26 protein-coding genes and 1 CRISPR repeat array are annotated in these 26612 nt (G+C 56.5%); of the genes, 10 read left to right on the top strand and 16 right to left on the bottom strand.

Annotation, left to right across the window (positions count from 1 at the left end; all coding sequences use genetic code 11):
- Window positions 1–166, top strand: a 166-nt coding sequence (locus ACFQI8_RS19080; protein WP_390247629.1) for an integrase core domain-containing protein, incomplete at its 5' end; no start/stop codon positions are given.
- A gap of 13 nt (window positions 167–179) precedes the next feature.
- Here the strand turns inward: ACFQI8_RS19080 and ACFQI8_RS19075 are convergent.
- Window positions 180–1454 (bottom strand): YncE family protein, encoded by a 1275-nt coding sequence (locus tag ACFQI8_RS19075; protein WP_390247619.1) that lies wholly within the window; start codon window positions 1452–1454, stop codon window positions 180–182.
- A gap of 240 nt (window positions 1455–1694) precedes the next feature.
- On the opposite strand from ACFQI8_RS19075, the gene ACFQI8_RS19070 reads away from it, so the two are divergent.
- Together ACFQI8_RS19070 and ACFQI8_RS19065 are read left to right on the top strand one after the other, a co-directional pair.
- Window positions 1695–2120, top strand: coding sequence for a hypothetical protein (locus ACFQI8_RS19070; RefSeq protein ID WP_390247617.1), 426 nt, complete (start codon window positions 1695–1697; stop codon window positions 2118–2120).
- A 241-nt stretch (window positions 2121–2361) separates the two neighbouring features.
- Window positions 2362–3300, top strand: a complete 939-nt coding sequence (locus ACFQI8_RS19065; RefSeq protein ID WP_390247627.1) for a sulfite exporter TauE/SafE family protein — start codon at window positions 2362–2364, stop codon at window positions 3298–3300.
- A gap of 379 nt (window positions 3301–3679) precedes the next feature.
- Here the strand turns inward: ACFQI8_RS19065 and ACFQI8_RS19060 are convergent, their stop codons facing one another.
- The 3 genes from ACFQI8_RS19060 to ACFQI8_RS19050 all read right to left on the bottom strand — a co-directional run bounded on the left by ACFQI8_RS19060 (window position 3680) and on the right by ACFQI8_RS19050 (window position 8284).
- Window positions 3680–5743: a glycoside hydrolase family 15 protein gene (locus ACFQI8_RS19060; RefSeq protein WP_390247615.1), complete on the bottom strand. Its 2064-nt coding sequence runs from the start codon at window positions 5741–5743 to the stop codon at window positions 3680–3682.
- A 132-nt stretch (window positions 5744–5875) separates the two neighbouring features.
- Complete coding sequence (locus ACFQI8_RS19055; protein WP_390247613.1) at window positions 5876–7168, bottom strand: MFS transporter; 1293 nt, start codon at window positions 7166–7168, stop codon at window positions 5876–5878.
- 3 nt (window positions 7169–7171) lie between these two features.
- On the bottom strand, window positions 7172–8284 hold the full coding sequence (locus tag ACFQI8_RS19050) for an MBL fold metallo-hydrolase (RefSeq protein WP_390247611.1): 1113 nt from the start codon (window positions 8282–8284) through the stop codon (window positions 7172–7174).
- An 88-nt stretch (window positions 8285–8372) separates the two neighbouring features.
- Here ACFQI8_RS19050 and ACFQI8_RS19045 point away from each other — a divergent pair, with 88 nt between their 5' ends.
- Window positions 8373–9107 carry a helix-turn-helix domain-containing protein gene (locus ACFQI8_RS19045; RefSeq protein ID WP_390247609.1) on the top strand — a complete coding sequence of 245 codons (735 nt, stop codon included), beginning with the start codon at window positions 8373–8375 and terminating at the stop codon, window positions 9105–9107.
- A gap of 114 nt (window positions 9108–9221) precedes the next feature.
- Entirely contained in the window at window positions 9222–9449 is a 228-nt protein-coding gene (locus tag ACFQI8_RS19040; protein ID WP_390247625.1) for a winged helix-turn-helix transcriptional regulator, read from the top strand.
- 3 nt (window positions 9450–9452) lie between these two features.
- Here the strand turns inward: ACFQI8_RS19040 and ACFQI8_RS19035 are convergent, their stop codons facing one another.
- Together ACFQI8_RS19035 and ACFQI8_RS19030 are read right to left on the bottom strand one after the other, a co-directional pair.
- Window positions 9453–10376, bottom strand: a complete 924-nt coding sequence (locus ACFQI8_RS19035; RefSeq protein ID WP_390247607.1) for a bile acid:sodium symporter family protein — start codon at window positions 10374–10376, stop codon at window positions 9453–9455.
- A 307-nt stretch (window positions 10377–10683) separates the two neighbouring features.
- Window positions 10684–12360 carry a transposase gene (locus ACFQI8_RS19030; protein WP_390247605.1) on the bottom strand — a complete coding sequence of 559 codons (1677 nt, stop codon included), beginning with the start codon at window positions 12358–12360 and terminating at the stop codon, window positions 10684–10686.
- A 116-nt stretch (window positions 12361–12476) separates the two neighbouring features.
- On the opposite strand from ACFQI8_RS19030, the gene ACFQI8_RS19025 reads away from it, so the two are divergent.
- Window positions 12477–12863 (top strand): hypothetical protein, encoded by a 387-nt coding sequence (locus tag ACFQI8_RS19025; protein WP_390247603.1) that lies wholly within the window; start codon window positions 12477–12479, stop codon window positions 12861–12863.
- Between the two features lie 119 nt (window positions 12864–12982).
- A complete protein-coding gene (locus ACFQI8_RS19020) occupies window positions 12983–13231 on the top strand; it encodes a hypothetical protein (protein ID WP_390247601.1) in 249 nt (82 codons plus the stop codon).
- A 259-nt stretch (window positions 13232–13490) separates the two neighbouring features.
- On the opposite strand, the gene ACFQI8_RS19015 is transcribed toward ACFQI8_RS19020, so the two are convergent.
- The 3 genes from ACFQI8_RS19015 to ACFQI8_RS19005 all read right to left on the bottom strand — a co-directional run bounded on the left by ACFQI8_RS19015 (window position 13491) and on the right by ACFQI8_RS19005 (window position 15173).
- Window positions 13491–13691 (bottom strand): hypothetical protein, encoded by a 201-nt coding sequence (locus ACFQI8_RS19015; protein WP_390247599.1) that lies wholly within the window; start codon window positions 13689–13691, stop codon window positions 13491–13493.
- Between the two features lie 558 nt (window positions 13692–14249).
- A complete protein-coding gene (locus tag ACFQI8_RS19010; RefSeq protein ID WP_390247597.1) occupies window positions 14250–14858 on the bottom strand; it encodes a hypothetical protein in 609 nt (202 codons plus the stop codon).
- A gap of 3 nt (window positions 14859–14861) precedes the next feature.
- Window positions 14862–15173, bottom strand: coding sequence for a DUF8065 family protein (locus ACFQI8_RS19005; protein ID WP_390247595.1), 312 nt, complete (start codon window positions 15171–15173; stop codon window positions 14862–14864).
- A 219-nt stretch (window positions 15174–15392) separates the two neighbouring features.
- Here ACFQI8_RS19005 and ACFQI8_RS19000 point away from each other — a divergent pair, with 219 nt between their 5' ends.
- A complete protein-coding gene (locus tag ACFQI8_RS19000) occupies window positions 15393–15743 on the top strand; it encodes a hypothetical protein (protein ID WP_390247593.1) in 351 nt (116 codons plus the stop codon).
- A gap of 176 nt (window positions 15744–15919) precedes the next feature.
- On the opposite strand, the gene ACFQI8_RS18995 is transcribed toward ACFQI8_RS19000, so the two are convergent.
- On the bottom strand, window positions 15920–16504 hold the full coding sequence (locus tag ACFQI8_RS18995) for a hypothetical protein (protein ID WP_390247591.1): 585 nt from the start codon (window positions 16502–16504) through the stop codon (window positions 15920–15922).
- Window positions 16505–17045: 541 nt separating this feature from the next.
- Between ACFQI8_RS18995 and ACFQI8_RS18990 the strand changes: the two genes are divergently transcribed.
- Both ACFQI8_RS18990 and ACFQI8_RS18985 read left to right on the top strand, forming a co-directional pair.
- Window positions 17046–18251, top strand: a complete 1206-nt coding sequence (locus tag ACFQI8_RS18990) for an AAA family ATPase (RefSeq protein ID WP_390247589.1) — start codon at window positions 17046–17048, stop codon at window positions 18249–18251.
- 267 nt (window positions 18252–18518) lie between these two features.
- Window positions 18519–19718, top strand: a complete 1200-nt coding sequence (locus ACFQI8_RS18985) for a tyrosine-type recombinase/integrase (protein WP_390247587.1) — start codon at window positions 18519–18521, stop codon at window positions 19716–19718.
- Between the two features lie 267 nt (window positions 19719–19985).
- Window positions 19986–20749: a CRISPR direct-repeat array (repeat unit 37 nt; unit sequence GTTTCAATCCCGTTCTGGGTTTCTATTGCCCTGCGAC).
- Between the two features lie 106 nt (window positions 20750–20855).
- On the opposite strand, the gene cas2 is transcribed toward ACFQI8_RS18985, so the two are convergent.
- The 6 genes from cas2 to cas7d are packed head-to-tail and all read right to left on the bottom strand — an operon-like array spanning window position 20856 to window position 26611.
- Entirely contained in the window at window positions 20856–21128 is a 273-nt protein-coding gene (gene cas2, locus ACFQI8_RS18980; RefSeq protein ID WP_007274334.1) for a CRISPR-associated endonuclease Cas2, read from the bottom strand.
- Window positions 21125–22120 (bottom strand): CRISPR-associated endonuclease Cas1, encoded by a 996-nt coding sequence (gene cas1, locus ACFQI8_RS18975; RefSeq protein WP_007274333.1) that lies wholly within the window; start codon window positions 22118–22120, stop codon window positions 21125–21127. The genes cas2 and cas1 overlap by 4 nt, the downstream gene beginning before the upstream one ends.
- Window positions 22117–22740: a CRISPR-associated protein Cas4 gene (cas4, locus tag ACFQI8_RS18970; RefSeq protein ID WP_390247584.1), complete on the bottom strand. Its 624-nt coding sequence runs from the start codon at window positions 22738–22740 to the stop codon at window positions 22117–22119. The genes cas1 and cas4 overlap by 4 nt, the downstream gene beginning before the upstream one ends.
- A 1-nt stretch (window position 22741) precedes the next feature.
- The gene (cas3, locus tag ACFQI8_RS18965) at window positions 22742–24892 is read right to left on the bottom strand and encodes a type I-D CRISPR-associated helicase Cas3' (protein WP_390247582.1); all 2151 of its coding nucleotides are present in this window, start codon (window positions 24890–24892) and stop codon (window positions 22742–22744) included.
- Window positions 24889–25617: a type I-D CRISPR-associated protein Cas5/Csc1 gene (gene cas5d / locus ACFQI8_RS18960; protein WP_239640817.1), complete on the bottom strand. Its 729-nt coding sequence runs from the start codon at window positions 25615–25617 to the stop codon at window positions 24889–24891. Before cas5d ends, cas3 begins: the two co-directional genes overlap by 4 nt.
- A 7-nt stretch (window positions 25618–25624) precedes the next feature.
- Complete coding sequence (gene cas7d / locus ACFQI8_RS18955; RefSeq protein WP_390247580.1) at window positions 25625–26611, bottom strand: type I-D CRISPR-associated protein Cas7/Csc2; 987 nt, start codon at window positions 26609–26611, stop codon at window positions 25625–25627.
- Window position 26612 lies beyond the last annotated feature (1 nt).

Genomic DNA, 26612 nt, shown 5'->3' with positions numbered 1-26612 from the left:
AAAGTGGTTTCAGACGTTCAAAATGAGAGTTGACCGTTTCCACAATTCATGGGTGGGCAGTCGGCTGAGCGTCCGCCGGTGGCTTGCAGTGTTCGTTCATTACTATAACTTTCAGCGACCGCATCAATCGCTCGACGGACGACCGCCAGCTCAGGAGGTTAACTAGACAGTGCCCCCTATCACAATCGATGGCCGCACGCACAGTTCCCGATACAGTAGGTCGTCTCAGGACGCTCGCTCGAAATACCGAGTCGAGCCATTGCGAGAGTCATCGAAGCCGACGGATCGTTCTGGGGCCGGACTTGAGCCGATGTCGCCCCGTATGGATTCGGTCCAACGCCGATTCGCTCGATCACCTCCTTGCGCTCGTGGTCGATTACCGCCACCTCGTCGGCGGTCTGGACGGGTGCGTAGAGCTTCGTCCGCGAGGGGTTCCACGTCCCGACGAACGCTGATCCACCAAGGTCGAGTCGCGTGGTCACAGTCCCGTCTGTGAGGCCGACGACAGTCACGTCGTTCGAGCCCGGGGTGAACACGTATCCCGTCTCGGAGTCCGGACCGATCTCACTGGTCAGCGGACGTCGTCCGAGTCCGTCTTCGGCCGTGAGTCTCGCTGTCTCGCTCGGTGCGGCTGGATCGTCGAGCGTCCAGATACCTTCACTCCCGCCGTTGGCCTCGTTGTGTTCGACGAGCAGGGTTCGCCCGTCCGGCGCGACGGTCCCCATCCACGGCCGAGCAGGACCGTCTCCGACTGGTTCGATGTCCTCCTGAGTAACGATCTCGAACGGCTCGACCGACAGGACGGTCAGTGTATCGCCGAAGAGATCCGGAACGTACGCATAGTCACCGTCAGGGTGTATCGTGACGTCACACGGGCCGGGACCGTCTCTGTCATCGCGCCCGCCCTCCGGTGTCCGATCTATCTCGGCGGTCACCTCACCGAACGTCTCCGACGCCGGATCCGCGTCGAGCCGGAACTGTCTGTGACTGGGTTCTCTGGCGCTGACGATGACGTGGCGTCCGTCGGGCGTCTGTTCGAGCCAGTTCGCTCCTGACCCCGTCTCGACTGCCGCCGTCTCCGAGAGCGAACCGACCGCAAGGCCCCGGACCCCGCGGCCGACGTTGAGCCACAGCGAGTCGTCCCGGTCGGCGGTCAAGTCCGGCGTGTATTGGTTCGATGGAAATGAGGACGAAAGATCGATCGCTCGTGTCTCGACGAGTTCGTCACTCTCCGGATCGATCAGACTCACCGTGCCGTCGCCAGTGTTGAACACGAACACTGTCGGCTGTTCGGCGGGTTCGCTACCACCATCTCCTCCGATACATCCTGCTGTTGCGACGACCCCGGCAGTAGCGCTCCCGGCGAGCAGACGTCGACGGGACATGCCTCCCGTTGATGTGGACGAGTCCCGTCTATTTGGATAGAGAACGGGATCTGTATCCTCTCCGGCCATATTCATTCATGCACTCCGAGCGTAATAATCCACCCTGACCTAGACACCGGTACTGGCCGGCCACGCGAGTGCAGACAAATCGCATCTCGATTACACATATTGTCAGCTTCGTTCCGCCTCTTCATGAAAATCTGTCAGATGTCCGTATCGACGGTTTCAGACGCTTTCGCGGGTGTGTGTCTCTTTTCAACGACCGCATCGTGGTTTAGTAGTCATCTTGCATCTGATAGAACTGAACTCATGGCATCAGTTATCGCCGGTCTCGCTGGCGGCGTGGTTGCAACGATGGTTATGACCATCGGGATGATGGTGATAGGAGATGGCGGACCGCCGCCGACGGCACGGCTCGTCACGAAGTTCGCTGGCGGCGAACCCGAGGACTACGCGATGCCCGGGATGGCATTGCACTTCATTTACGGTATCGTCGCCGGCGGCGTCTTTGCGGTCGGCGTTCCGCTGATTGGGCTCGACCTCGGTTCCATCGCCGTCGCCGCCGGCCTCGGCCTCGTCTACGGTATCGTCCTCATGATCGGGGGGATGATGTTCTGGATGCGGATGATCATCGGCATGGAGCCCGATAGAAGCAGGATGACGATGTTCGGCACCGTCCACGTCATCTACGGCGTCGTCCTCGGCGCCTTCCTCGGTGCTGGCATCGTTGCATAAGAAGACACTGAGTCCCGCTCCGAGTCGAACGCACTCGCAAGACCAACGATTCCACCAATCATAATACACAGATACGCATGTCCCGACTTCCGCTACTCGAATTAGACGACATCCCAGCGAGCCAGGACCACCTTTGGCCCGGGCAGACCGTGCGTCCGGATGAACTATTCACCCCCTGGAGTCCGCGAGTATGACCCGGTCAAAGGTTCTCGTATTCGGTGGAGCCGTCGGACTGTCGGGAATGATCACTCTCGCGCTACTCGGAGTGTGGACTGGCATCGATCTCGGGACGGTCGCATTACAATCGCTTCCGGTTCCGGCTGGCTCTCCGGTCGACCAGTTCCTCGCCCACTGGTGGGTGTTCCCGGCCTCGATCCTCTTTTCGACGGTCGCACTCGCTTCGGGCGTCTCCGGCGCGTTGTTCTTTAGTCCGTTCTTTCTGTTGGTCGTCGGACTCCAACCGGCTCAGGCGATCGGTGCCGGCCTCCTAACAGAGGTGTTCGGGATGGGTAACGGGCTGGTGAACTACGTCCGGCAGCGGACCGTCGATTACGCCACGGCGAAGTGGCTCCTGCTCGGCGCGGTCCCGGCCGTCGTCGTCGGTGCGCTCGTCTCACACGTCGTGCCGACGGCACTCCTCACGGTCGCCTTTGGCGCCGGACTCCTCCTCTTGGGCGCGTTCCTCGTTTACTACGACCCACCTGAGGAGTGCGTTCCGGGTGAGCGTGAAGGTGAGTTCCTGAAACAAAAAAACACCGGACGCGGAACGACGACCATCGAGACGACGGATGGCGAGACGTACACCTACGACACCTGCTGGCGCCCACCCGGCCTCAGTCTGGCGACCGCCGGCGGGTTCATCACCGGGCTGATCAGCGCCGGCCTCCCGGAGATTACAACCACTCAGCTGATCGTCCGGTGTCGGTTGCCGCCCCGCGTGGCGATTGCGACGAGTGTATTCGTACTCGCAATCGCTGCAATCGCTGGTGCCGCCGTCCACGCCCTCGCTGCGACGCCTGTCTGGTATGTCGTCGCGTGGTCGATTCCCGGCGTCCTCATTGGCGGGACGATTGGCACTCGGGTCGGAAAGTACGTTCCCAGCGAGATTATGGAACCGGCGCTCGGTGTCGTCTTCGCCATCGTCGGTATGATCGTGCTCGCGAGCGAATTGCTCGCGTAGGAGCAGATACCCCGTTATTTTGAGAGCTCGCCGACTGGCGTTGCTCCTGCGTTACGAGGACGTCGAAGTCGGTCATATTTCTCTCGGCGACACCGACGACAAAGAAGGTCTCCCGGCGGTTCGGTTCGATTGCGCGGTCGCTTCTGAACCCGAAACCGAGTCACACACGCAGGTCGTATACGCGAGAGGAATTATTCACCAAGAACGGGACGGAGATCTCCGGACAGGTTGCGACCATCGCCAACAACACCCCTCGAACCGGACTGTCACGGCCCGGAGCAACGATGGCGAGGCCGTCTATGAGTACGATCATTTGTTTTATCTCCACCGGCTCCGAGGCGGCTACTCGACCGATTGACGGCGTTTTGTGGACTAATGTCTATTCGTCAGGAGCCATCCCGTACGGCTCGTCTCGGAGATGACTCTCAACGAGGAGAACGTACATCGCCTGACTCCACTGGAGGTTCGAGTTCCAGCTGACAGTGCCGTCGCCGTCGACTCGCTCGGGGAGCAATCCTGCCGAAGTCGTCCATTCTCCAGCGTGGTCGGTCACGTACTCCTCGACTGCACCCGGGTCGACTCCCGAGCGCCAGCGAACCATGTCGGCATACGCCTCACACAAGGGCCAACCGCCGTCTTCGACGGTCCGACTCGGCGTGTAGGCGTCGCCGGGATATCTCCCGACACACGGCGTGTCGTCGGCCTTCCAGACCGTGTCATCGGCGAGTTCGACGGTCGAGACGAGACTGTCGTCGTCGCTGTCGAGTACGTTCCACGGCCAATAGGCCATGAACGCGGCCGCGTCCGGCCGGCCGTCGGGCGCTGGCGTTCCGTACTCGGGTTCGCCTGCGGTCACGTAATGATCGCCGTATGCCGTCCCCTCCCGGTAACAGTACTGCTGGAAGTTGCCCGCCCAGACCCTCGCCCGATCACGACAGTCGGTCGCGAGTTCGTCGTCACCGATGGCGTCAGCCATCTCGGCCATACAGCGGAGGCCGGCGATCGCGGCAGCGCTCCCCTCGGTCGAGTAGCCCCAGACCTCTTCCCATGGGTCTTGGTGCTTCTTCGGGAATCCGTAGCTGTTGTCCCACTCTAGGAGGAACTCAGCTGCGAGTTTGCTCATCTCGTAATGGGAGTCGAGAACGTTCTCGTCGTTTGTTTCCCGCCAGAGTAGCCAGTGGGCGTAGATCGGCCCGCCGACCTGATCCAATTGGAGCGCGCGCCAGTGGGGTTCCCCGGTGGTGTAGTAGTTCTGCCACCACGTACCGCGCCGGTCGATTCCGCGACCGTCGACGGTCTCCTCGTCGCTGTCGGTGATCTGCACACGGTCGAGCCAGTCGAGCGCCTGCCGGGCCTCGTCGAACGCACCCGCGGCGACGAGCGCCTGAACGATGATCACCTGATCGCGTGGCCAGATGAACTTGTACGTCATGTCAGTCGGCTTGAAAGCCCCCGCGATCATCGCCTGACAGTGGTCTTCCGCACACTTCAGGCTCGTCAGTGACCGTTCGTACAGAGCGTCGACGAACACGTCGCCGGTCGGCGCTGTCGTGACCCCGTCGTGCCACTCGCTCCACGCGTCGACAAAGGCGTCCCGCTCTGCATCGTAGCCGGCGTCGAGTGCGTTCAGCGCGTGTTCGATGGCGCGGTCTTCACTCTCCTCTGCGAAGCCGATGGCAGTGAGCCACTCAACCGACTCGGCACCCGCTACGTGTAAACCGAAGCCCGCATCGAGATCTCCGACACCGGAGGCCGTCGAGTCGATCCAGCCATCGTTCTCCTCGTATACGTCCGCCCACGCGCTTCGTTCCGGTCCCTGCGATTCGCCGGTTACACCGATTCGATGGCCGTCGAAGCGGCGACGACCGTCGTGAGACTGCACGAACGCGAGATGTCGGTTCCCATCCGTGGCCGTCAGCGCGTCGTACTCCTCGGCGTGGACAACGCGGGCCGACTGGACGGCGTTTGGATCTTCGTGGCTGTGACCCTTGATTCCGAGATTGAACACCGTGAACAAGGTCCGTTCGTGTGGCTTCTCGAAGGTAGCAGTGTTTCGAACGAGGACCGAACACTGGTTAGAACTCGCGACGACGTCTTGTCGGATGGCACCCTCGGTCCCGTCGCCAAAGCGAAACTCGTTTTCCAGTCTCAGTTCAGGAATGGTCGATGACGCCCAATCAAGCGAACTCTCCACCGCGTCGTTTCGTCCGTCATGAGTCTCCCCGAGATCTCGGTCCCACACAAGCGTGTGCAGATCGTAAAACAGTTCCACGTCCGATCGAAACGCCGACGTCTCTTCGATGATCGCTCCGTCATATTCGACTCTGTGGTTGTCCGCGTACCGATTCGCGGTCACCAGTACGTGTTGGCTCTGACCGGTCGGCGTACTCGTGATGGCGTCCTTGTCACTAGGTACTGGGAAGTCGGCTGATGGTTCGGTCATCGGTGATGATGTCTAACGGCTGAATCATGAGTCCGCCGCACGTGTGCAATAGAGTCACACACTAAAAATCGTGTTGCATCCTTGCTACTCCTGGGAAGTCGGGACTCCGCTCTGCAGGCAGTATCCTGCGAGTCAGTCTTGAGGGGTAGTCCGAGTCGATTGTTCCATCGTAGGGGCAGGCGGTTCGTGTGTTCCAAACTCGGGGTGGGTCTCTTCCATCCACACGTACACGATTGCCCCGGAGACGAACATCAGGGCGGCGGTCATGTAGAATGCGGCTTCGGTGTTCACGAATTCCATCGAGAGGCCGATGAGGATTGCACCAACTCCGTACCCCGAGTCACGCCACATTCGGTAGACACCCATTCCGGTCGCCCGCCACGTCGGGTGGGCCGCGTCGCCGGGGACGGTCATCAGATTCGGGTAGAGCAACGCCATTCCGAGGCCAGAGACCCCCGAGAGGACGGCCCACAGGAGATACCCTTCGACGAGTACCATCCCGAGGACGCCCCCACCGGTGAGGAACATCCCTGCAACGACTGGCGGACGACGACCGATTCGGTCGGCGAGTCCACCGGTCGCGATTTGGAGGAAGTACATCGCGCTGTGGACACCGACGATGAAACCAACCGCTGCGATTCCCAGCCCCTGACTCGTGAGGTACAGCGGGACGGCGAGCCAGAACAGCGTATCGACGAACTTCTCGATGTGGCCCGCCTGTGCCGCGGCGAAGAGTGTCCTGTCGCCGTAGGTCGCCCGCTTCAGCACTTCGACGAACGGGAGGTTTGCGTCGTGGTGGTCTTCGTCATCGATCTCTGCTTCGGCGAGTTGGACCGTCTCTTTGATGAGGAAGACCGAAATGAGGAACGCCAGCACGACGACGACGGCGAGGAAGTAGAACGGTTCGGGCCGAAGACTCGTCTGAGCGGCGATAATGCCCGTCACCCACGCCCCGACGGCGACGCCGCTGTACCCGAACGCCTCGTCGATGCCGACGGCGAGTCCTCGCTGCTCGGGCCCCGCGATGTCGATTTTGGCGTTGATGGCCATACTCCACGTCAACGCCTGATTTATTCCCAGTAGAACGTTTCCGACGGTTATCCACCTCCAACTCGGGGCAAAGATGAGGATAACCGGAAGCGGGAGCGCGGTCACCCACCCGAGGATGAGTACGGGCTTGCGGCCGTACTCGCCGCCCCACTTGCCGGCGTAGAGGTTCAGAAGTCCCTTGACGAACCCGAACGAGACGACGAACGACCCGATGACGAACAGCGACTCGACGCCGAGGACATCGCGACCCAACACGGGCACGACGGCGCGTTCGGACCCGATAGTCAACCCCGTCGCGAACACCAGCAAGACGTGCAGTGAGAACTGTCCGAGGTGCTCGCGAATGCCCTGTTTGAGGTCAGTTTCTGTACTCATCGATCACTCCGCAGCGCAGTTGTTGGGACCCAGTTCGAGCTCTGCCAGCTCGTCGCCGGGGACTGATTCCTGACCCACGTTTGTTCGCTTGACACGCTCGAAGTTTGGCGGGTGATCCGGGATATCTGACGCGAGTTCTTGGACGAATTCCTCGCGGTCACAGTCGAGGTCCTCGTTCCGCTCTCGGACTTCGCCCAGTGTGGCGGTCACTGGTGGTTCCGGTGAACCGGGGTCGTGTGCTGGGAGGACGAGAGCGTCGTCTGGCCGGTCTTGAAGCCGTTGGAGGCTCTCGTAGAGCGTCGCGGCGTTCTGGTCGGCGTTGGAATCCTCGATACCAGCTTCGACACCGAGTTCGACGCGGCCCACGCTCTCGTGAAAGAGTGTGTCACCCGTAATCAGTGCCGCGCCCTCGATATCGAACGAGACGCTTCCTTCGCTGTGCCCCGGTGTGTGGATGACCTCGATCTCGAAGCCGCTGACCGAGACAGTCTGTCCATCCTCGATGGGAGACGCGTCGATTGCTAGTGCATCCTTCGGGTGGAGGTAGTAGGGGATGCCGTGACGGTCGGCTAGCTCTGCAGCGCCCGAAACGTGGTCGGCGTGGGCGTGCGTGTCGAAGACACCGACGAGTTCGGCGTCGTACTCGTCGAGAATCGCTTCGTACTCTTCGAGGTAGTGTGATGGGTCGAAGACAGCGGCTTCAGCATCGGAGATGAGTACATGTGAGAGACAGCCTTTCCCCGGTCGGGCGACCTGCACGAGCGTTCCATCGAGGTCAACAGAGACCGCCGCATGGCGGTGAACGCGACTCCACCCGTTCATCCCATCTTCGAGTGTCGCCGCGGTATATCCCGTCTCTTGAAGCACGTCGGTTGCTGTCTCCGCAGCGACGCCCGCACCACAGACAGTAACTATCTCTTTCTCCTCGGGGAGGCCCGATAGCGCGTCCTTGGCTTCGTCAGGAGCGTCAGCTAACTCGTCGTAAACGTCGACGTTGACGCTACCCGGTACGTGCCAGTCGTCGAACTCTCCTTTGTGGCGAATATCGACTACGAGCAGGTTGTTTGCGTCAGTCTGCAATCGTTCTCCGAGTTCCTCGGGGGAAATATCCGACATCAGTGTTCTTCCGTATGGGAAGAAATAGAATATAGGTACTGCCGGACATGACCGGTACTGTTAATTTTGTATAGACGAATGTAACAGTATGAGCCTCTACGAAGCTTCGTTCCGCGTCAAACACGAGTGTCCGTATCGGGAGATTTCGGAACGACATCCAGATCTCACGATTCGTGAGTGGTATCTGGATGACTGCCAGGTAATCGAGATTACTGCACCGGGGTCTCCGTCTGACGATCTCCTCGACGAAATCGATCGCTTAGGGACGGTTCTTCACGAGTCAGTCGACGATACTGGACTCCACGTCGTCACGCAATCATGCCTGTGTTCACTGGAAGACTCCATCATTGAGCGATTCGAAGCGCACAATTGCCTGTATCAGCCGCCGACGATTCATCGTCAGGGTTGGGAGCACTACTCTGTGATTGCGTTCGACGAGAGCGATATCAGAGAACTTCTCCGAGAGTTGGAAGCTGACCGCGACATCGACGTGCTCTCGAAGACGGCGATTACAGCACAGCGAATCCCGCACAGTATGTTGGCTCCGGTCGACCAATTGTTCGAGGACGTGACCGAACGACAGATGGCGGCGCTTCGGTTGGCTCTGGAAAACGGCTACTATGAACAACCCCGAAAGACGTCACTCAGGAAACTTGCTGACCAAACTACTGTCGCTCGTTCCACGTACGAGGAACATCTCCGAAAGGCGGAGAATAAAATTCTCACGAGCGCGGGTCAGTTCTTGCGACTGGTTACGGCGACGTCTACGACAGATCTCTTGGAGGTGGAAAAGACACGCCAAGTTGAGGGGACTGCCGACTAACTAAATATTTTTGCACCAGTTTGGGTCCCAGTTAGCCGATTGTGGTACCTTATCACCATTCTCAACGACTTCGAGACTGTCATGCTTCGTCACCCAGGGTATTAGGTCGGTGAGATTGGCCCAGCGAGATACGACGAAATCGAGGAGAGGTTCGGCGAGGTGAGCAGTTTGACGCTGTCGACCCGCCCCGATGACCTCGTCGAAGCGGGCTTCCTCGCCCGAGAACAGTACGCGGAGATTCCACCCTGCGTCGAATATGAACTCACCGAGGAAGGTGAGGAACTCCGCAACCGACTCGATCCGCTCCTCGAATGGATAGAGGTTCAGGACAATTGCATCTAATACCTACCGAGGACGGCTGAACCACTTCGCGAGTCCAGCACTCGTCGTCATCTCGATGATTCCGAAGACGACGGCGGGGAGTGTGGCTGCAGTGGGAAAGTCCGCACTAACGAGTAGAGCGGCTGCGACGGCGAAGTCACGCATCCCAATCGACAGCGTCGCGGCGATGCGTTCGCCCCGCGAGAAGTTCCAGCTGACGAGCCAGCCAGCAACGTAGCCACTACAGTTGAGAGCGAGCGCAGCGGCCGCAATGAGGAGAAGGACGCTCACACTATCGCGAACGACCGCAGCGTTCGCCGCAGCAACGATACCGATGATGAGGATCACCATGAGCCCCGACACGGATGGATAAATGTCGTTGTATCTGCCGATGCGGTCGGGCCACCGATACCGAACTGCCACGGCGAGACTCATCGGGATGACCACTGCGAGCAACAGTTGTTCGACGATGAGTATTGGCGCGACTGTAACGGAATCCCCGAGGAACAGGGTGGCGACGCCAGGGACGAACACGAGCGACCCGAGACCGACTGCCACGAGGACCACCGTCGAAAGCGCGGTATCGCCGCCGCTCAGTTCGGTCATCGTCGGCGTCACCAGTTCGGGCGTCACCGCGCCGAGGACCACGAAGCCGGCTGTGAGCGCAGGACCGAGACCAAGTAACCGGGCGATAGCAAACGCAAGCAGTGGCATCCCGGTCTGGACGACGAGAATCACTAGCAGCGCTCGTCCCCGGAGCTGTCGAAACTGTTCGGGAGCAAGTGTTAGCGAAACTGCCCCAATCATGACGGCGAGAATTGGCGTAGACAGTGGGGTGAGTGCGGCCGCTGACGGAACGACCAACCCGACGCCAACCGAGAGCAACACCCAGAGCAGCAGATACTCGTCGACGAGAGCCGCGGCACGAGTCACGACGCTATCTGACATTAGCAGTAATTCGTTCACTCGGGGTTTGGTCGTTTGTATTCTGCATCCGAACTGGAAAAGAGTCTCTTAACCAATATGTCCCCCATTCACGGGGACTGACGTCAGTACCCACAGACTGGAGTTGAGACTACAGTGGGTTTAGCGGGGCTGTGATGCGTGGTTTTGACCGAATCAGTGAACAGAAACTGCTTCAGATCACCCCTCATTCGAATCTTCCTGTCGTACTAACAACTAAATCGCCGTTTTGCCGAGATTCTCGATAGCGTTGCCACTCGGAAATCCGCACTGATCCGGAGCGAGGACCCTGCTATCCGATCCCAGTCTCCTTCTTCAGCAGCGTCAATGTGTTATCAGCCGTCACGACTGGCGCGTGCTCGTACTCGCCAGTCAACTCAACCTGGACGATCAAATCAACCGCCCGCCAAATCGAGTACAGCAGACACGCGAACGCGAAGTAGAAGAACCGGAGTCCGAAATCCTTCGATGTCGTGGCGGCCATGAATCGCTTGATGGACTTGTAGCCACTCTCGATCTCCCAGCGGTAGCCATACTCAGTGAGGTGCCCGCTCCCCCGATTCGTCATAAACACAGAGTACTGCCGGTGATCGTCGTGTTCAGAGTTTTCCTTCCGGCGATAGATCAGCGTCGTCTCGTGCCACTCGTTGCTCCCGAGATGCAACTTTCGGTCGGTTTCGTAGCGATCTCGATCACGTCGGAGCAACCGCTTGGCCTGGGCTTTCTCACTCGTCTGCATCCGCTTTGGCACGACGTACGAGAGCCCACGCTGGCTGATCATCTCCAGAACATGCTGACTATCGAACTCTCGGTCCATCAGCACGTTATCAACGTGAACGAGATCCTCAGCGGAGTTGAGCAAGTCCTCCACGATTTCTAATCGTGTCTCCCCCTTTTGGACCGGACGTGCGTCCAGCACAATTGGGACAGCGTTGCCGACCAACTGGACTGTTGCCCACTGGTAGGCGTACTCGTCGGTCTGTTCTTTCGTCCCGATGATCTCGTCCTCATAGCCCGTTCTATCGCCCGTGAAGGGGTCTGCTTCGGTGATGTCGATGGCGACGATTCCGGCTCGGAAGAACTCCTCTGTCTCAGAGACCTCGTTCAGGAGTCTCTGGATAGCCTGACTATACATTTCTCGAACCTGTTCAATCGAAAGGTCACGAATATGCTCACGGTGGGCGTGGCCCAGCGGCGTCCGATCCCGAGTCGATTCGTAGACGAAACTGCGAGCCCCTTCGTTCGCAGCCAGCCTCTCGCGAAGCCCCAGATACGTTTGTAAGTCCCAGTAGGCGTTTTCGTGAATCTCACAGCCCTCTCCTCGGTCTAGCGAAAATGCCGGGAAGACAACGCGGCTGACGCGCTCCGTGATCGGTGCTGTTTCGTCGAGGATAGCTTGATCGTCTGGGTTCGATTCGTCCGCTTCGTCACCGTGAGATTGACGATGTCGGTTTGGATTCCGCGGAACAGTAACACCCACGTTCTGGGCTTTGATGAGGATGGTTCGCGCGGCTGTCTCGACTGTACTGCGAAGCTCGGCAGTGAACCGTTTATGCCAACTGCGCCACAGTGTGGACTGGTCTGGAACCGTCTTTAGGTCGAGGCGCTCGCAGAGATTGGGATGCTGGGAAAGGTATTCAACAAGGGCAGTCTCGTGGTCCCAGCCATAGCATTCCTTCAGCAGGAACAGTCGAAATAGCGTCTCCATCTCATAACTCGTCGAGCCTGCGTATCGGTCATAGGCGTCGAGCTGGAGGTATGCGAGCGGCACTGCGTGGACGAATGATTCGACTGCCTCGTGTTCGTCATGTTGGAACCACGTTTCCGCGACGAGGCGAACGTCTGATTCCAGCGCGGGGAGGGATGAGCGATCGAACAGCGGGCTAGACTCGTACGTTGGCCAGTCGGCGTAGGATACCTGGGCGATCTGGCGGAAGACGGTGTAGCGAGACTCGCGTGTCGGGGCCACGGAGGAATGCTGATCACGGGGCGTTCAAGTATTCGTCTAACTGCTCAATACAGGTGAATCAACTATCGTTCAGTATAGACGGGAGACTTATCTGCCATTCAATCGTCTCATCTCCTATGAAGTCTTGGTCCTCGGCGCTCGTCGGTGCCGGAATCGGGGTTGTACTTGGTTATCTATTCGGTGTACAGCGTGGTGATTTGTGGATAGGGAGTGCTATTGCGGTTACGTCCTCAGTTGCAGGATACGGCTTTCTCGCCTATCCTCAGTATCGAGGTAGATGGTCCGGTCACTCGAAGTTCTGGTACAGTCTTGTGGGTGTGATGACGCCCGTATTAGTCCTCCTCACAACGAACAGTACGCTTGTTCCAGATGGCTCCTCAATAGTGGCCCTCTTAGCTAGTATTTGGCTCGGCGGTGTGATGGCGGGTGTGGCACTTGTACGCGAATCCACGAGCGATAGCGACACCGAAGCATCTGCTCCGCATTCGTCGCCCAGCGATTGACGGTACATACGCAGGCTGGCTCTCCCAACTGGTTCGGTCTCGTCGCGCTGGAATTATCTCAGTCTTGATTCGGTCAATGCAGGGGAAGAACCAAGCAAAGGCGGCTTGTTACATCCCACATGAACCAGAGGCGAATTGGGGATATCTTTCTCGGGGTGACGATGGTCTTGATAGGTATTGCCCCGCTGGGACTCACCCTAACTGGACGGGGACACCTGATAGCAGGCTACGGATTTGATGTTATCTCGGGTACCATCAATACAGTACTTGTAGTGGTTTTCATAGTCTGTGGATTAGTTTTAGCCGTAGCAGGAGCCAACGTCGTCAGAAATGGCCGTTCCGAATCGGATAGTTCTTCACTTTACTAAGAGAAGAGCATTCTTGTGAATCAGTTAGAATCTATTGGTGTTCTTCTCATCGGGATTGGAGGTATTGGCGGCTCAATAGCGACAACTCAGTCGTTCTCAGAAGCGGTGCTTCCCTCTGTTTTCATCATCGCCATCGGGATTGTTGTGGCCTTAGTCGGAAGGTACAGGTGAAATATTCGGCTCTGTTGAAATCCTATTCTTCAAACATAAATTGGAATGAAACAGCCAGTCGATGAGAGCTGTGTATTGACGGAATGTATCAGAACCAGTCGTCCTTCCTGAGATAGAACATCGTAATTCCACAAACGAGACCGAGTAACCCTCCCTCCATGACTGCACTAGTCAACTCGCCATTGAATAGTGCCACTTGGATAGCACTTACGACTACTATCCCGACAACAACGTTCGTGAAAACGAACAGCCACGGATTCTCCAAGTCGAAACGCCGGACCTCATTCATACTTCAATTACTGACCTCAATAGTAAATGCGTTCCCTACACTGACCACGGCCGGATCAGAATCTATCACTTCCGAAGGATTTTCAACAGAGCCAAATATTCGCATACCCACTGAGCAGTTGATCCATCCAAAACTGTTTGGTAATATCTTGACCTGCTCATCCATATGCATTGAAACGACCAGTCTCAACTTCTGCCCACAGAAAATACATATAGCGAAGTATAATATACAAGGTCTTCGGCATTCTTCTCCTCGATTTTACTAATTTTCGTTGTGTATGACCCACTCCCGCATCAGCCGAAGTGTAAAGTAGATTTGAGATTGTCGTAGAACAATGAAAATCTCGAACTCAGAATCACCCAAAGACTCAGCGAGAGGGTTAACCCCCGGTGAGCAGGCTTGAATCAGCAGTCTAACTCCCAGTATAGAGGTCGAAGAGGAGGCACCAGAGAACGAGTCACAAAATCGTCGGTACAAGTGGTCACAGATGAGCCTCGACGAACTCGTCGGCCTTGGCCACCGTGTCAACCTGCGATGCGAGTGACGTCGGTCTACCTGTCAGGGCAATCGGTTTCCATCTAAGTACGAACTGCAGTCAATCGGGATTTCCTGCCAAATCGCTTGTATCGCACTGTAGCTCGTCCACCCCTCACCCTCCAGAAGCTCTCCACACGCCTCACAGAATTCCTGCTTCGAACAGTTGCCGTTCTTGTGGACTAAGTAGAGTAGATAGGAGGGAGCGACTGCAACACCGTATTGGTCTCGTTCCTCGAAGACTCGGTTTATCGATTCTCGACCCCTCTGATCCATGAGAACGACGAACGTGTAGCTTTCTGGGTGCTGTTCGAGTTCTTGTTCTAACGACTGTTCTCCAGCGTCCGGCCCATGCGGCCGGGGAACGCTATTGATTGTGGTGAACGCCGTGTTTGAGTTGTCTTCAAACGGTTTGAGTGCCGCTACACTTCCATCGTAAATCCATTTTTGACGGCTCCCCTCAGGTGCATATTCAGACTTTTCGCGGATGTGTCGCTTCAACTCATGAATGCAGACGTTCGTCGTCGTCAGGTTGAGATTGCCTACAACCTTCGGCCACAGAGATGTATTTGCTACAGAAATGAGCGCGTCGGTATCCACAAGGACAGGGTGCCGTATCTCGTCTGAACCCATTCGTTACTCGTTCTGGAAGACGCCATCGGTACTGAGCGTCTCCGCCTTCCCGACTGCCTCGCGCTCACGCTCGATATCTTCGAGCAGATCTCCAATGAGAATCTTTGCAACGCCTTCGTCCAGTTCTCCGTCGAGGTACTGTTGGTGCAACTCGACTCGCTCTTCATTCGAGAGTACTTCCCGAAGCTTCTCCTTGAGTCCCTCTCGAGCGAGTTCACTGACGTTAATCCCTCCCAGACGCATCTCACTGAGGCGTTGACTTGCTCGCTTCTCGTCAGCCCCCCTAAACTGGATTTTGTCGTTGTTCGTTGCCATGGTAAGCAGAGATAATCGCTCTACGAATATATTTGTTGTGACCAGCCATCCGTGTCATGACACACTGCTCTGGTTGCAGTCTCAAGGTCAAAAAAGAGAAGTACTTTGGCAGTTGCACCTCAATTCTGTCAGTATTCAGTGGGGTCTCTGCGGTCGTGCTGAATAGAGAGCGCAAGTCTACCAGTACCAGTTATAATTTGTCACCACGTACACAGTTGTATGGACAGTGCCCTCCGAACCCACTTGTGGAACCGTGCAGTCCTTGTCGTGTTTGCCTTACCCGCACTCGGTTATCTCGGATTTCTCTCCCAATTCCTGTTCGGTGAGCCGACTGGGATTGTTCGGACTTTCCTCGGAGGCTTGTTTTTGTTCGCCCTCCCTGTGATGGTTCTCTACTCAACACTCCTCGGTGCGATCGCCCCGGTTAACCAGTCACTCGGCACAGTAGGATTCTTCCTCTTCACCTATCTGTTTGCCGTCGCTCTTGTTTGGACAACTCGGAGAGGTGTACAACTCATCCGAGGACGGAGACCACCTAAAGAGTCAGCTCTCGACTCTGAAGGGGTGTGAATTTACGTCCAATAGGGGTGGATGGTGTGGGACGGCTTTGAGCGACACACCCTCTGAGTGTTGCACGCCGATTCTGACAGCACTCGGTGAGGTCTCTGTGGGCGTGCTGAATATAGGGCGCAAGTCGGTCATGGGAACTTACCGGAATTCGACCGTCTGAATCGGTAGATAGAGTGCTATTCTTTAATCGTGAGTGTATAGTTCCACTCAAACTCTTCCCATGTCGTGTCCGCTCTAACTTTCGGCACAAATGATTCGGTAAAGCGGTGTTCCCCTGCGGGAAGACAGCCTATATCTTCGGGCCGATTGCTCACCCACTTGTCCATCGTGTCCTCCAATATTTCCCGCTCCGGGTAATGCAGTACAGTGTAATCGGTCTGAATGCACTCTCCCGCATCGAGTGACTGCCATCTAAGTACGTCAGGAAGAACGAAGTGAACAAGATTCGTCTGCCAGCAACCCTCAACCGGGCGGTCCGGAATAATCTCTTCGTCTGTTCCGAAGGCGTGTTTCTGTACCTGACGCTTACTCGGGATGAGAACAAGCCATCCTTGGCCTTCACTCCAAATACTGGAATACGGCTGGATTGAGCCGAAGCCAACCGTTTGTTCTTCGGAGGAAAGATTCTCAAATGAACCCCGAATCTGAGCAGGTGCATCGGATGAGAAATCGCGTAGCGTCTCCACACTGAGCCGGAAGGGTTCCTTGCTGGGTTGAGAGCCTTCAGCAACCGTGATACGGGGGTAGCGCCCAGAAGCCATAGAAAATAACAACGCCCCAATCAAGTAACATTATTGAAGCGATTTTGGCGAAAGCAGTACGCTAAGACGGTGGTTGATACGAACTCCAACTGAACGAGAGGTTTAGAACCTTGTCTGTGAATTGAATCTCCTTGTCGTGCTGAACTCACCCTCTGCATGTGTTACGCCACTCCTGTCAAGGCGTGAAGATTTCAACTAGTCGTTTTTTTGGCTAACTCAAACGGCCATCTCACAGAGAGGGGTACTTTCGAGTGTTCAGCACACTTCCAACGGAAGTACTGCGTGAAACTGGTGGGTTCGCGTGCTCGCTGCTCGAGAATGAGAGGGGTGATTTCGAGTGTTCTACCTTACGCTTACGTACGCTGTCCATTACCTGTATAATATGTTTTACCTTCTCGGCAATCAACGAAGTATGATCCCGTGCACATCATTCCAAGGGAACACTCGAAATCACCCCTCTCACCAGTATATATAAACACAGAACACTCGAAACACTCGAACCATACATTTATACTACTATGTCAGAAAGTTCGGAACATCAATGGGTGGCCTGTTCGAGGACGTGGAAGACGAGATCTACCGTGAGAAGCGTGTCCTAAAAGAGGAGTACCAGCCAGACGAGATTCTCGAACGCGATTCCGAGGTTGAAGAATACAAACACGCGCTGACCGACACCCTGTTCGGTCGCAGCCCTGACAACATCTTCCTGTTCGGAAAGGCGGGTGTCGGAAAAACTGCGGTGACGAACTTCGTTCTCAGTGAACTCCAACGCGAAGCACTTCGTCGCGATACGGCAGACGAAATCCACGTCACGAAGGTCAATTGCAACAACCAGAGCGTCTATTCAACCGTTCGCCACCTCGTTAACAGTCTTCGCCCCGAGGACACAGCCTCGTTCCCGAAGAAAGGTCCATCAACGGCAGACGCATTCGAAGAATTATACGCTCAGATGGAGCGTCTCGGTGGAACTCATCTGTTTGTCCTCGATGAGATTGACCATCTCTCTAATCCCGATCCATTACTCTACGAGTTCCCACGAGCACGTGCGAACGGGCACATAAACGAGGCTAAAGTCGGTCTTATCGGAATCTCAAACAATTACACATTCCGCAACACACTCTCTGCAAAGGTCAAGTCGACGCTCATGGAGCATGAGATCTCGTTTTCAACGTACGATGCTGGCGAGCTCCAAACTATTCTCACCGACCGCGCCCAGCGTGCTTTCGTCGATGGTGCATGCGTAGACAGCGCTATTTCGGCGTGTGCTGCCTTCGCCGCGAAAGATGACGGGAGTGCCCGGCAAGCAATTGACTTGCTTCGTGAAGCCGCAGATACTGCTCAAAAAGACGGGGCTACAACGGTTACTGCAGAGCACGTCGAGAGAGTCCGAGAACAGGTCAACCGTGGGCAGCTCCGTGACAAAATCGATGATCAGACCATGCACGCACAGCTGGTGCTCGAGTCCGTTGCCCGCCAACAACTGGCGGACGATGAGTCAGTGCGGACCAAACGTGTGCAACAGCGGTACGAAGCAGTCGCAGATGCGTGGGGTCACGACCACCTGACCTCGTTGAAATCGATTCAGAATCACCTTGATGACCTCCATATGCTCGGGTTTCTCATCCGAACCGACGAGAACAAGGGCCAAACAGGTGGGCGAAGTTATCGATGGGAAGTCGACATGAACCTCGAGACAGTAATTGAAGCTCGAGAAGAGATCGAACTCAACGCACAACCTCCCGAGTGAGTACTTGTTTGGTTAGGCCGAGAGTTTGCTGGCCATGCGGTACATCCGATTGACTGTTTGTTATACCACTCCCGCACAAGCCAAAGTATTATTCTGGTGTGAAATACAGCAGAGACCAATGAAATTCACCAGCTCAAAGTCGTCCCGAAACACGGCAAACAGCCTTTCGAACAGTAAATCGGCATGACAAGGCAGTCCATCAGCCAGCAATCAGACGACGAATCCACTAACCCAGAGACGCGTAGCCGCCGCTACAACTGGTCGCGTATGGACCTCGACGAACTCGTCGACGTCTACTGGCAAGACATCGCACCGAAACGATATCGCGATGGGTTCGACGAGGACCGCAACGTTCCAACCTACGACTGGCTCACCGAACATGGATACAGTGGTATCGCGTACGCACTACGCGAGCATCACGATCTGACTCCCAAGCAGTTCTTTGTCGACGTCGTCGGTCTTGAAGACGAGGCAACTGACGGGTGGGAGTGGAACGTTAATCACGACGCAACCGTCGACGCCCTCGAAGCGTATCTCTCGTCGATAGAAACGCGTGGTGGACGGGCAGAGAGTACCGTCGAGACCCACCGAACACGGTTGGCAAAGTGGGTTCGGACGTACCGGGAGTTGCACGGGACAGATGCGTTGCTCGAAACACTATCCGAGCTAGACCAGCAACCGCGAGAGATAGAGCGATGTCTTGCCGTCCTCGACGTCTTCGACGAGGAGCTATCGACTGACCGGTCGAAGCTCGAGTATCTGCACGTCGCCAGAGCGTGGTACGCCTTCGTGAAACGCCGGAAGTACGCGAAGTACAATCCGCTCTCAGAGGCCGGTGAAGAGTTCGGCTGGGAAGCCAGTGAGCCAGACCCACAGGCGTTGTCGGCGTCGCAGGTGCGTCGAATCTACAGTGAGGTGGGTTCACCCGAAGCGGAGTTGCTCGTCGTTGCGCTCGCTGGGTGGGGATTACGTCCCTCGGAGGTTGCTGCGTTGCACGTCGACCAGGTGGTCTTGGATACTGAAGACCCGCATCTGTCGTTCGGTGATGGAGAGCGGAAGAACGGCCCTGGTGAGGTGACGCTGTTGTATGGGGTCGACGTCGTCGCTAATCGAATTGACGTGCTGTCTGACCGGGATACGTGGAACGGGTATCTGTTTCCCTCTCGGTCGTCGTCGACAGGCCACATGTCTGTGAGTACGGTTCGTCGTCGGTTCAAGCAACTTGCTGACCGTGCTGGCGTGGTTGTTGATGGGGATACGCCCACGCCGAAGATGGGACGGCGGTTCTGGTACTCGGCGTATCAGGAAGCAGTTGGAGAGGTTCTAGAGGGGTTGGAAGGAGTGGCAGAAGACCAGGGGAGTTCGTCGACGGAGGTTGTTCTTCGGAACTACCTGTCGAGAGAGCAAGAGCGGAAGGCCCGGCAAAGGAAGATGGCGGGAAGATTATCTGAAGCGTTTCATCAATAAATCCACGAGAGTAGTCAACCTGTGTATTCGAGTTTTTCAGGCCATTACCTCACTAAATCCGTGGTATACCCAACTCGAGCGGGGATAAACCTGGACAGAGTGTACATTCTTGATATTAGATAGATGAAATAAATCCATGGACTCCTCACAGCCGTTCAGATTGGCACATATAGAACCACGGCGGTGTGGTCAGCGGCGATTTCGAACCAACTGTTGTGGACTTCTACTGGACAAGATAATGGGGCCTCGATTCGCTCGGCCACAGCGGTTTCAATCCCGTTCTGGGTTTCTATTGCCCTGCGACCGTATTCCAGCCAGCCGTGTTCGCTCCACCAGTCGCGTTTCAATCCCGTTCTGGGTTTCTATTGCCCTGCGACCGACGCGAGCGGGACGAGAGTGTGTGGTTCGGCGTGTTTCAATCCCGTTCTGGGTTTCTATTGCCCTGCGACACACCTCGTCAAAGCGGCCACTCATCTCCCGGGAAGTTTCAATCCCGTTCTGGGTTTCTATTGCCCTGCGACACCTTGATAGTTTTTTGTAATGTAGACTGTTGAACAGTTTCAATCCCGTTCTGGGTTTCTATTGCCCTGCGACGACTCGGGATTGAAGACGAAACCGGAGAGCGATTGAGTTTCAATCCCGTTCTGGGTTTCTATTGCCCTGCGACCAACGCGACGGTCCGCGTGGCCGAGATACTGGAGCGTTTCAATCCCGTTCTGGGTTTCTATTGCCCTGCGACGAGGCGACAGCGTTCCTTCCCGAGCCGGTCACGGAGGTTTCAATCCCGTTCTGGGTTTCTATTGCCCTGCGACGCCGTGCTGTCATGCTCTCACGGTAGCTGTTGAGGTGTTTCAATCCCGTTCTGGGTTTCTATTGCCCTGCGACTCTCGTCGGTCGCGACGATGGAGTACTCGTTCGACAGTTTCAATCCCGTTCTGGGTTTCTATTGCCCTGCGACCTTCGACGAGGCGAGTTCGGAACTCACGGCTCAGAAGTTTCAATCCCGTTCTGGGTTTCTATTGCCCTGCGACAGGGGGTGCAGTTTGCTTGACGTGGTGTATAAACCTTGCTCCACCCATGATAGCGCAGTCCACTTTCGTGGACCCCTGTTGTACACGGCTTTGAAAAAGGTCAACGTCAGATGACGTTCGATTGTTCATCTGGTGGCTCATTTCCGAGATCTGTTGTCGCCTCCTGGCAAGCTTCGCAAAGCCGATATAGCCGAACTCGATCTCCGTCGGCCGGCTCAATGTGGCTTTCAAGTTCGTCTTCGAGTTCAACCCGCTCGCTCTTCGACACGTCGAGTTCAAAAACGCTGTACTGGCGCCACGCTCCGTATCGTTCCAGCGTTCGGTAGACGCGTCGACGATTCGTATCGTCGCTGACGTCGTACGTCACTGCGAGTCTCATCGCGACACCTCCAGCGCGTGATAGTCATCAAGCTCACCCGTAATCGCTTTCCGCAGAAGGATCACCTGCTGTCGGATCGCCTTGCGGCGACTTACACGGTACTCGAAATACGGGTGCGTCAGCTCTTCGTTCATGTAGCCGTCAAACTTGTCCAAGTACGCTTGGAAACCGTCGTCAGTAAGTCGGTTGTCGTTTCCAAACTGATCATGAGTAATTGTCCCACGGTTTACCAGACGCGTGACGAAGGCATCGCAGAACAGCGGCCGGAATTCCTCTTGGAGGTCAAGGGCGAGTGACGGTCGTCCGTGCCGATCAGCGTGGAGCACACCCAAGAAAGGATCAAGGTTGTAGCAGCGGAGCGCACTCAAAACCTCGTTTTTCATCATCACGTAGGTCAGCGACAATAGCGAGTTGATGTGGTCTTCGGGCGGTCGTTTGCTGCGCGTGTCGAACGTCCAGTTGTCGACGAGAGTCTCGTCAAGTCGGCTGAAGTAGCGTTCTGCAGCCTCACCCTCAATCCCGCGAAGGTCGTCCTTGTTCGATGCGCTCGAAACACGTTCGCCGAGGTCTTTGAGAACAGTCGTCCCTCGGACACCCTTCCGCGAGAGAATCGTCCGTGCATTCCTGATCTTTGCTGCGATCATCGCCTTCGAAATCGCAAGCTCGTCACGGCCAGTAAGTGCGTACTGTGCGCGTCGGACCTCTGCGATTGTGTTACGTTCTGGAACGAAACTCCCCCGATACTTTCCATTCTGTGTGAAGTAGTTGAGCACGATCCCGTGCTCGTTCGCTGTTGCAACGAACGGCGTTGAGAAGTTCACACCGCCGAAAACGTTGATTGTATCAAGCTTCTCGACTGGGAACGCTCCGAGTTCACCGTCGTCGCCTTCTACATCGTAGATGACGACTTGACCGCCGTCTATACGGACCTGCGAACCCTGTGTCGTGACGTATACAACTGAATCCTCAAAGATGCCCTGGCTCTCTTTCATATCAAATCTCCGGGTATCGTTCCCTCCCATCCAGTCCCTTCGGCCTCAGAGGGTGAGAGAACCGCCGTCTCACCAGGCATACAGTACGTCCTCGCTGAACACGCCTCGCATTTCGACTGGTTCTGCGTCAGCGGCGGGATCGAATCAACTGACATTGAACGGATACGCCTCAGTATCTCTCGGACAGCCTCACGGTGATCCTGCGTGATCCGGACCGAGTGGCGCGTGTCGGTTGAGTAAAGGTAGATGTACCCCACATTTACGGACTCGTCAATGGCGTCTTCGAGCAGCATGCAGTAGCCAGCAAGTTGGACTTCGTCGCTTGAATAGTATGATCCGCTCTCGGAACGCTTCCGTTCGACTGGGGTCGGTGTCCCAGTCTCGGTGTCAACGAGGTCAATCTTCCCGTGCATCCCGAGGTCATCAGAACGGAAGTATCGCTCCGTCACCCAGCTCCCGCGGCGGGATGCGTGTTTGTGTTTCGATCGGCCGTCGACGAGTTCATAGGGTTCTCCAATCTCGTCGTAGTATCGCTGGTAATAGTACCGGCGTGGACAGTAGACGAACTCGTTCAACGCGCTCACATATACTAGTTCGTCCTTGAAGCTCGAACCCGTCATCTCAAAGGTCGATCCCCAAACTCTCCAAGTCGACAGCGTTCTGCGCCTCTTGGACCGCACAGTGGAGATAGAGCGCGTCGATACCGAGTGCGGCACACCACTGTTCGTCACCAACGGTGAGCGGATAGAGGAAGAGGAACTTTCCAAGATTGTACTGGTTCTTGACCCGTCGTGGGTGGTTCTTGACCGCATAGCAGAGCACGTCAAGGCCCTCGCGCATCTCGTCGCGAAGATGTTCAATCGATGTAATCCGATCCGCACCATCTGGCTCGACATCGATACCAATCCCATCAAGTTCGCGCGGCTTCCGTGTCTCGTCGTCAATTCCGTCGTCGGCACGTAGCCAGCCATAGGTCTCGGAAGTAGCCTTGAGACGGACGCTCCGTCCATAACCGTCGTCGTTCGTTTCGATTGTCCCGTCGTACGTGCAGTAGCCTGTAACGTACGGCGCGAGGTGAGAGACATCGTCGGTGTGCTCGTTCGGAACAACCTCGTCGAACCCAGTTCGTGAGAAGAACTCAACATGACCATGACGTAGGAGGTAGAAGAGGTCGTACGTTTTTATCGGGTCGCTCGTGCCTGGTGTGCGGTCGTAGACGAGCGCTTGAAGCGACCCGCCGCGGTACCACTGAAGTGTCCGCTCAACGGCATTATTGATAACATCTGCGTGTGCTTTAACATCCGACTGGGTGAGCGGTGGATCACCGCCGCCAAAGTGTCGGAGGATACGCTCCCATCCCTTCTCGCGGATCTCCTCGGCACGTTCCGAGTTGGCATCACGAGCACGACGTTCGATGTGGTGATAGGCTTCGGCTGCCGAGTATCGCCAGTCGAACGATTCGAATTCTCGGGGGTCGTGGTAGGCATCTTCGAGTGTTTCGATGAGTTGTTCACGGGAGACACGACCGTCACATTCGATTTCCGAAAGCGACGCAGCGACGTTCGTCGAGGCATAACAGCGAGCGGATTGTGGTTCGGATTTAGTTCGAAGACGGCCGAGGCGCTGGACAAAACTCGCCCGATCAGGCGCCGAGAACACGAGACGATCGACTGTGAAGTCAATTCCAACTTCGACGGCTGAGTTGCTCACGAGGATGTCGAAATCGTCAAGTTTCTCTTCGAGATTGCCGCGGTGGAACCCGTCGATACGAACTACGGTTCGGCCATCAAACGTGTTCGAAAGGTGAGTGTAAACCTCGTCCACCTCGTGAATCCCGTCGAGAATAAAGACGGTTCGTCCAGCCTTCCGGGCGAACGATTCGGTGTCGTCCCAGTCCTCACCGAGGAGTTCACTCGCCGTGTCGAACGTTGCCGCTGAGCGGACGTCGAGATCAACGGGAGGCATAACTGCACCCCACCCATCAGTTGGTGTCTCGTTGAAAGAGCGCTCTTCAGTCGTCTCGCGCTTCGACGTCACGCGGCGATACGGCGCACTCATTGCCTCTTCAAAGTGGTGTTCGAGACGAGTAGTCGGGGTCGCGCTGAGTAGGACAATTTTCGAGAGCGCGCACTGGAAATTAGGGAGGTCGTACATCTCGTCGAGCGAGAACAGGAGCGTATTCTGCTCTTTTCTGCCGGCGCGATGGAACTCGTCGACGACGATTGTCTCAAACTCGTTGAGTTGTCTGACCCGAGAGCCAGGGTTACCAGTACGTCCGTAGATGTGCCGACGCATCATCACGAGAATGTCCGGGTTCGTCAACACTAGTACCGGGTCTCCGCGCTGATACACGTACGTCCGAAGGAGAGCTCGAAGTCGCTCGCCGTTCGTCCTCGTGTCTGGATACTTGGTCGCGTATCGTGTCCGGAGCATGTCAGCTGTGATCGGGAGCACCGCGACATCGGATCCTCGCTTGGGGAAGCTCTCATCGAGTTCCTCCCTGATCTGATTGTACTGGTCGTGGATGAGCGCATTCGTCGGGTAGACCGCCAGCGCGTGGTCCTCACATTCGATGACGGGCGCGAGCCATGAAATCGTCTTCCCACCGCCGGTCGGACTATCGTTTACTGCGAGGAACTCGTTCGAGTTCTGGAACAGCTCTCGGATGTCCTGCTGGTGGGCGTACGGTTCGAATTTGGAATCTTCGACTGGATACTCGGGATCCTTATGCCGTCGGAGTTCAACACCTGAGAGAGGGAGTAGAGATCTCATCGCTTGGTTTTGAGGAAGGTCGCGTCAGCAGGGAGCTGGACGCCGTTTTTACCATCCAGATTCGTTGGTCCAAGTTCGACATACGCGCCGTCATAGGATGCCTGCATCACGAGTGGCGTCGGTCGCATCCGTTTTGTAACAAGATTTCCCACCGGTGTGAGATCCGTGTCGTATGCACCAATCGGGTGACCGAGATCAAACTCACCGGTATCTTGTGAGACGTCGAGAGGCTCGGTCTCAACGCGTGCTTTGCCGCGTTTCTTCCCAAGCCGGATGTATCCCGGGACGCGCGACTCGAGTTCACTCGTACTGAGACCGCGTCCGAGCAGGTAGCACGTGAGTTCGTTCCCGTGCCCGAGCACACGACGACGACCATACGTGGGGAGATTCTGCTTCGCATCCGGATCGTCTTGCGCCGAGTAGTTGATTGTCGCGTAGTCATCGCTGCTCGTGTTGTACGTTGAAGTGATCCGATTGGCGAGCCCAGATCCAGTACTGTCAGATGGCGTTGCTGGCGTCACGTACAACTCCTCGGAGACCCCATCGGTGTCGTCGAGGTACGTCGGTTCGAACAAGCGATCGACGTACCGGCCAGACGCAAACCCGAATGCGTAGTAGAGCGCCGTATTCAGGAAATACGGCTCCGTGTCTGCGAGCCGACCGACTTCACGACTCGCAAACCAGATCTCCCCTTGCGTCCGGAGCGTCACTTCGAGTGCTGCCATCATGCTCTCAGTCAGTCTGTTCGAGGAACGCACGCGAGGCGTCTAGTTGCGTTTCAAGGACATCGGCGAGCGAGTCACTAGTCGCAGTTTCAAGCAAGTCGTCGACGGTATCATCTGGGACGCGTTCAAGGTCGAGACCACCCCGCTCAGTATTAACGCGGTCATCGAAGGCAGACTGGAGATGGTCTCCGACGAGTTGTGGGTCGTGCGCCGCCGCTGTGATAACATCTTGGATCGAATCGGCGGACGTCTCGTCGCTGTCACGGAGACGGGTGACGACATCCCTGGTCAGCCCAAGATTCGCTGGACCCTCTTCACTCCCAGTGTAGACACCGAGGAGGTGGTTCTTGACGCGGCCGAGACGTGACGTCGCGGCACCGTAGCGCTTGTTCTTCGCCGTGATCCCGAGGACGAACGCGAGTTCTTCGGGCGTTGCATCACGGAGCGTAATGACTGACGGGAATAGTGTTCCGGGTTCAAAGAAATCAGGTTCGCGGATCGTCGCTTCTGCGGTCTTCGCGTAGTCGTCGCCCGGCGCGTTCTGGAACTTCTCGTCAATCGTCACGGTCGCGTCCCGAAGCGTGTATGCGGTATCGTACATCACTCGCGACGTTATTGAAAGCTGTTGGTCGGCATCGTCGCTCGCGGCGCTCCCATAGAGGATACACTCAACGCAGTCCTGGCACATGCCGTTGACCTGCATCGTACACTCCGTCTGGAGGAGATCACGCTGCAGGGACTTCCCGAAGCGTCGGTCGCTTCCCGTCTGCTTGCGCATGAACATCAGGCCGGGTGAGTATGTCTCACGATCATCTCCTAATCCGACCGCGACGTTGGCGAGGTCGGCGCTCTGCCCGTCAGTTGTGAAGACTGCGTGGCTCTCCAGCTCACGTAGAACGAGGACATTTGTGAAATTGTTCTTCGGGGCGATCGTCATCTCGTCTCGGGAAACGGTGCCGCGCTCCAGTTCGGGGTAAGTGTCGTGGTCAAACATT

The sequence above is a fragment of the Haloferax chudinovii genome (genome assembly GCF_042663345.1).
Taxonomy (GTDB): Archaea; Halobacteriota; Halobacteria; order Halobacteriales; family Haloferacaceae; genus Haloferax; species Haloferax chudinovii.
The sequence above is the reverse complement of the archived record's forward strand: the minus strand, read 5'-3'. Positions and strand labels throughout refer to the sequence as shown.

Coding starts and splice junctions, on each gene's coding strand:
- ACFQI8_RS18995 (WP_390247591.1), bottom strand. CDS start 16,504: ATGGCTTCTGGGCGCTACCCCCGTATCACGGTTGCTGAAGGCTCTCAA.
- cas1 (WP_007274333.1), bottom strand. CDS start 22,120: ATGAAAGAGAGCCAGGGCATCTTTGAGGATTCAGTTGTATACGTCACG.
- ACFQI8_RS18990 (WP_390247589.1), top strand. CDS start 17,046: ATGGGTGGCCTGTTCGAGGACGTGGAAGACGAGATCTACCGTGAGAAG.
- ACFQI8_RS19070 (WP_390247617.1), top strand. CDS start 1,695: ATGGCATCAGTTATCGCCGGTCTCGCTGGCGGCGTGGTTGCAACGATG.
- ACFQI8_RS19050 (WP_390247611.1), bottom strand. CDS start 8,284: ATGTCGGATATTTCCCCCGAGGAACTCGGAGAACGATTGCAGACTGAC.
- ACFQI8_RS19005 (WP_390247595.1), bottom strand. CDS start 15,173: ATGGCAACGAACAACGACAAAATCCAGTTTAGGGGGGCTGACGAGAAG.
- cas3 (WP_390247582.1), bottom strand. CDS start 24,892: ATGAGATCTCTACTCCCTCTCTCAGGTGTTGAACTCCGACGGCATAAG.
- ACFQI8_RS19035 (WP_390247607.1), bottom strand. CDS start 10,376: ATGTCAGATAGCGTCGTGACTCGTGCCGCGGCTCTCGTCGACGAGTAT.
- cas7d (WP_390247580.1), bottom strand. CDS start 26,611: ATGTTTGACCACGACACTTACCCCGAACTGGAGCGCGGCACCGTTTCC.
- ACFQI8_RS19075 (WP_390247619.1), bottom strand. CDS start 1,454: ATGGCCGGAGAGGATACAGATCCCGTTCTCTATCCAAATAGACGGGAC.
- ACFQI8_RS18985 (WP_390247587.1), top strand. CDS start 18,519: ATGGACCTCGACGAACTCGTCGACGTCTACTGGCAAGACATCGCACCG.
- ACFQI8_RS19015 (WP_390247599.1), bottom strand. CDS start 13,691: ATGAATGAGGTCCGGCGTTTCGACTTGGAGAATCCGTGGCTGTTCGTT.
- ACFQI8_RS19060 (WP_390247615.1), bottom strand. CDS start 5,743: ATGACCGAACCATCAGCCGACTTCCCAGTACCTAGTGACAAGGACGCC.
- cas2 (WP_007274334.1), bottom strand. CDS start 21,128: ATGAGACTCGCAGTGACGTACGACGTCAGCGACGATACGAATCGTCGA.
- ACFQI8_RS19055 (WP_390247613.1), bottom strand. CDS start 7,168: ATGAGTACAGAAACTGACCTCAAACAGGGCATTCGCGAGCACCTCGGA.
- ACFQI8_RS19065 (WP_390247627.1), top strand. CDS start 2,362: ATGATCACTCTCGCGCTACTCGGAGTGTGGACTGGCATCGATCTCGGG.
- cas4 (WP_390247584.1), bottom strand. CDS start 22,740: ATGACGGGTTCGAGCTTCAAGGACGAACTAGTATATGTGAGCGCGTTG.
- ACFQI8_RS19010 (WP_390247597.1), bottom strand. CDS start 14,858: ATGGGTTCAGACGAGATACGGCACCCTGTCCTTGTGGATACCGACGCG.
- ACFQI8_RS19000 (WP_390247593.1), top strand. CDS start 15,393: ATGGACAGTGCCCTCCGAACCCACTTGTGGAACCGTGCAGTCCTTGTC.
- ACFQI8_RS19045 (WP_390247609.1), top strand. CDS start 8,373: ATGAGCCTCTACGAAGCTTCGTTCCGCGTCAAACACGAGTGTCCGTAT.
- cas5d (WP_239640817.1), bottom strand. CDS start 25,617: ATGGCAGCACTCGAAGTGACGCTCCGGACGCAAGGGGAGATCTGGTTT.
- ACFQI8_RS19020 (WP_390247601.1), top strand. CDS start 12,983: ATGAACCAGAGGCGAATTGGGGATATCTTTCTCGGGGTGACGATGGTC.
- ACFQI8_RS19025 (WP_390247603.1), top strand. CDS start 12,477: ATGAAGTCTTGGTCCTCGGCGCTCGTCGGTGCCGGAATCGGGGTTGTA.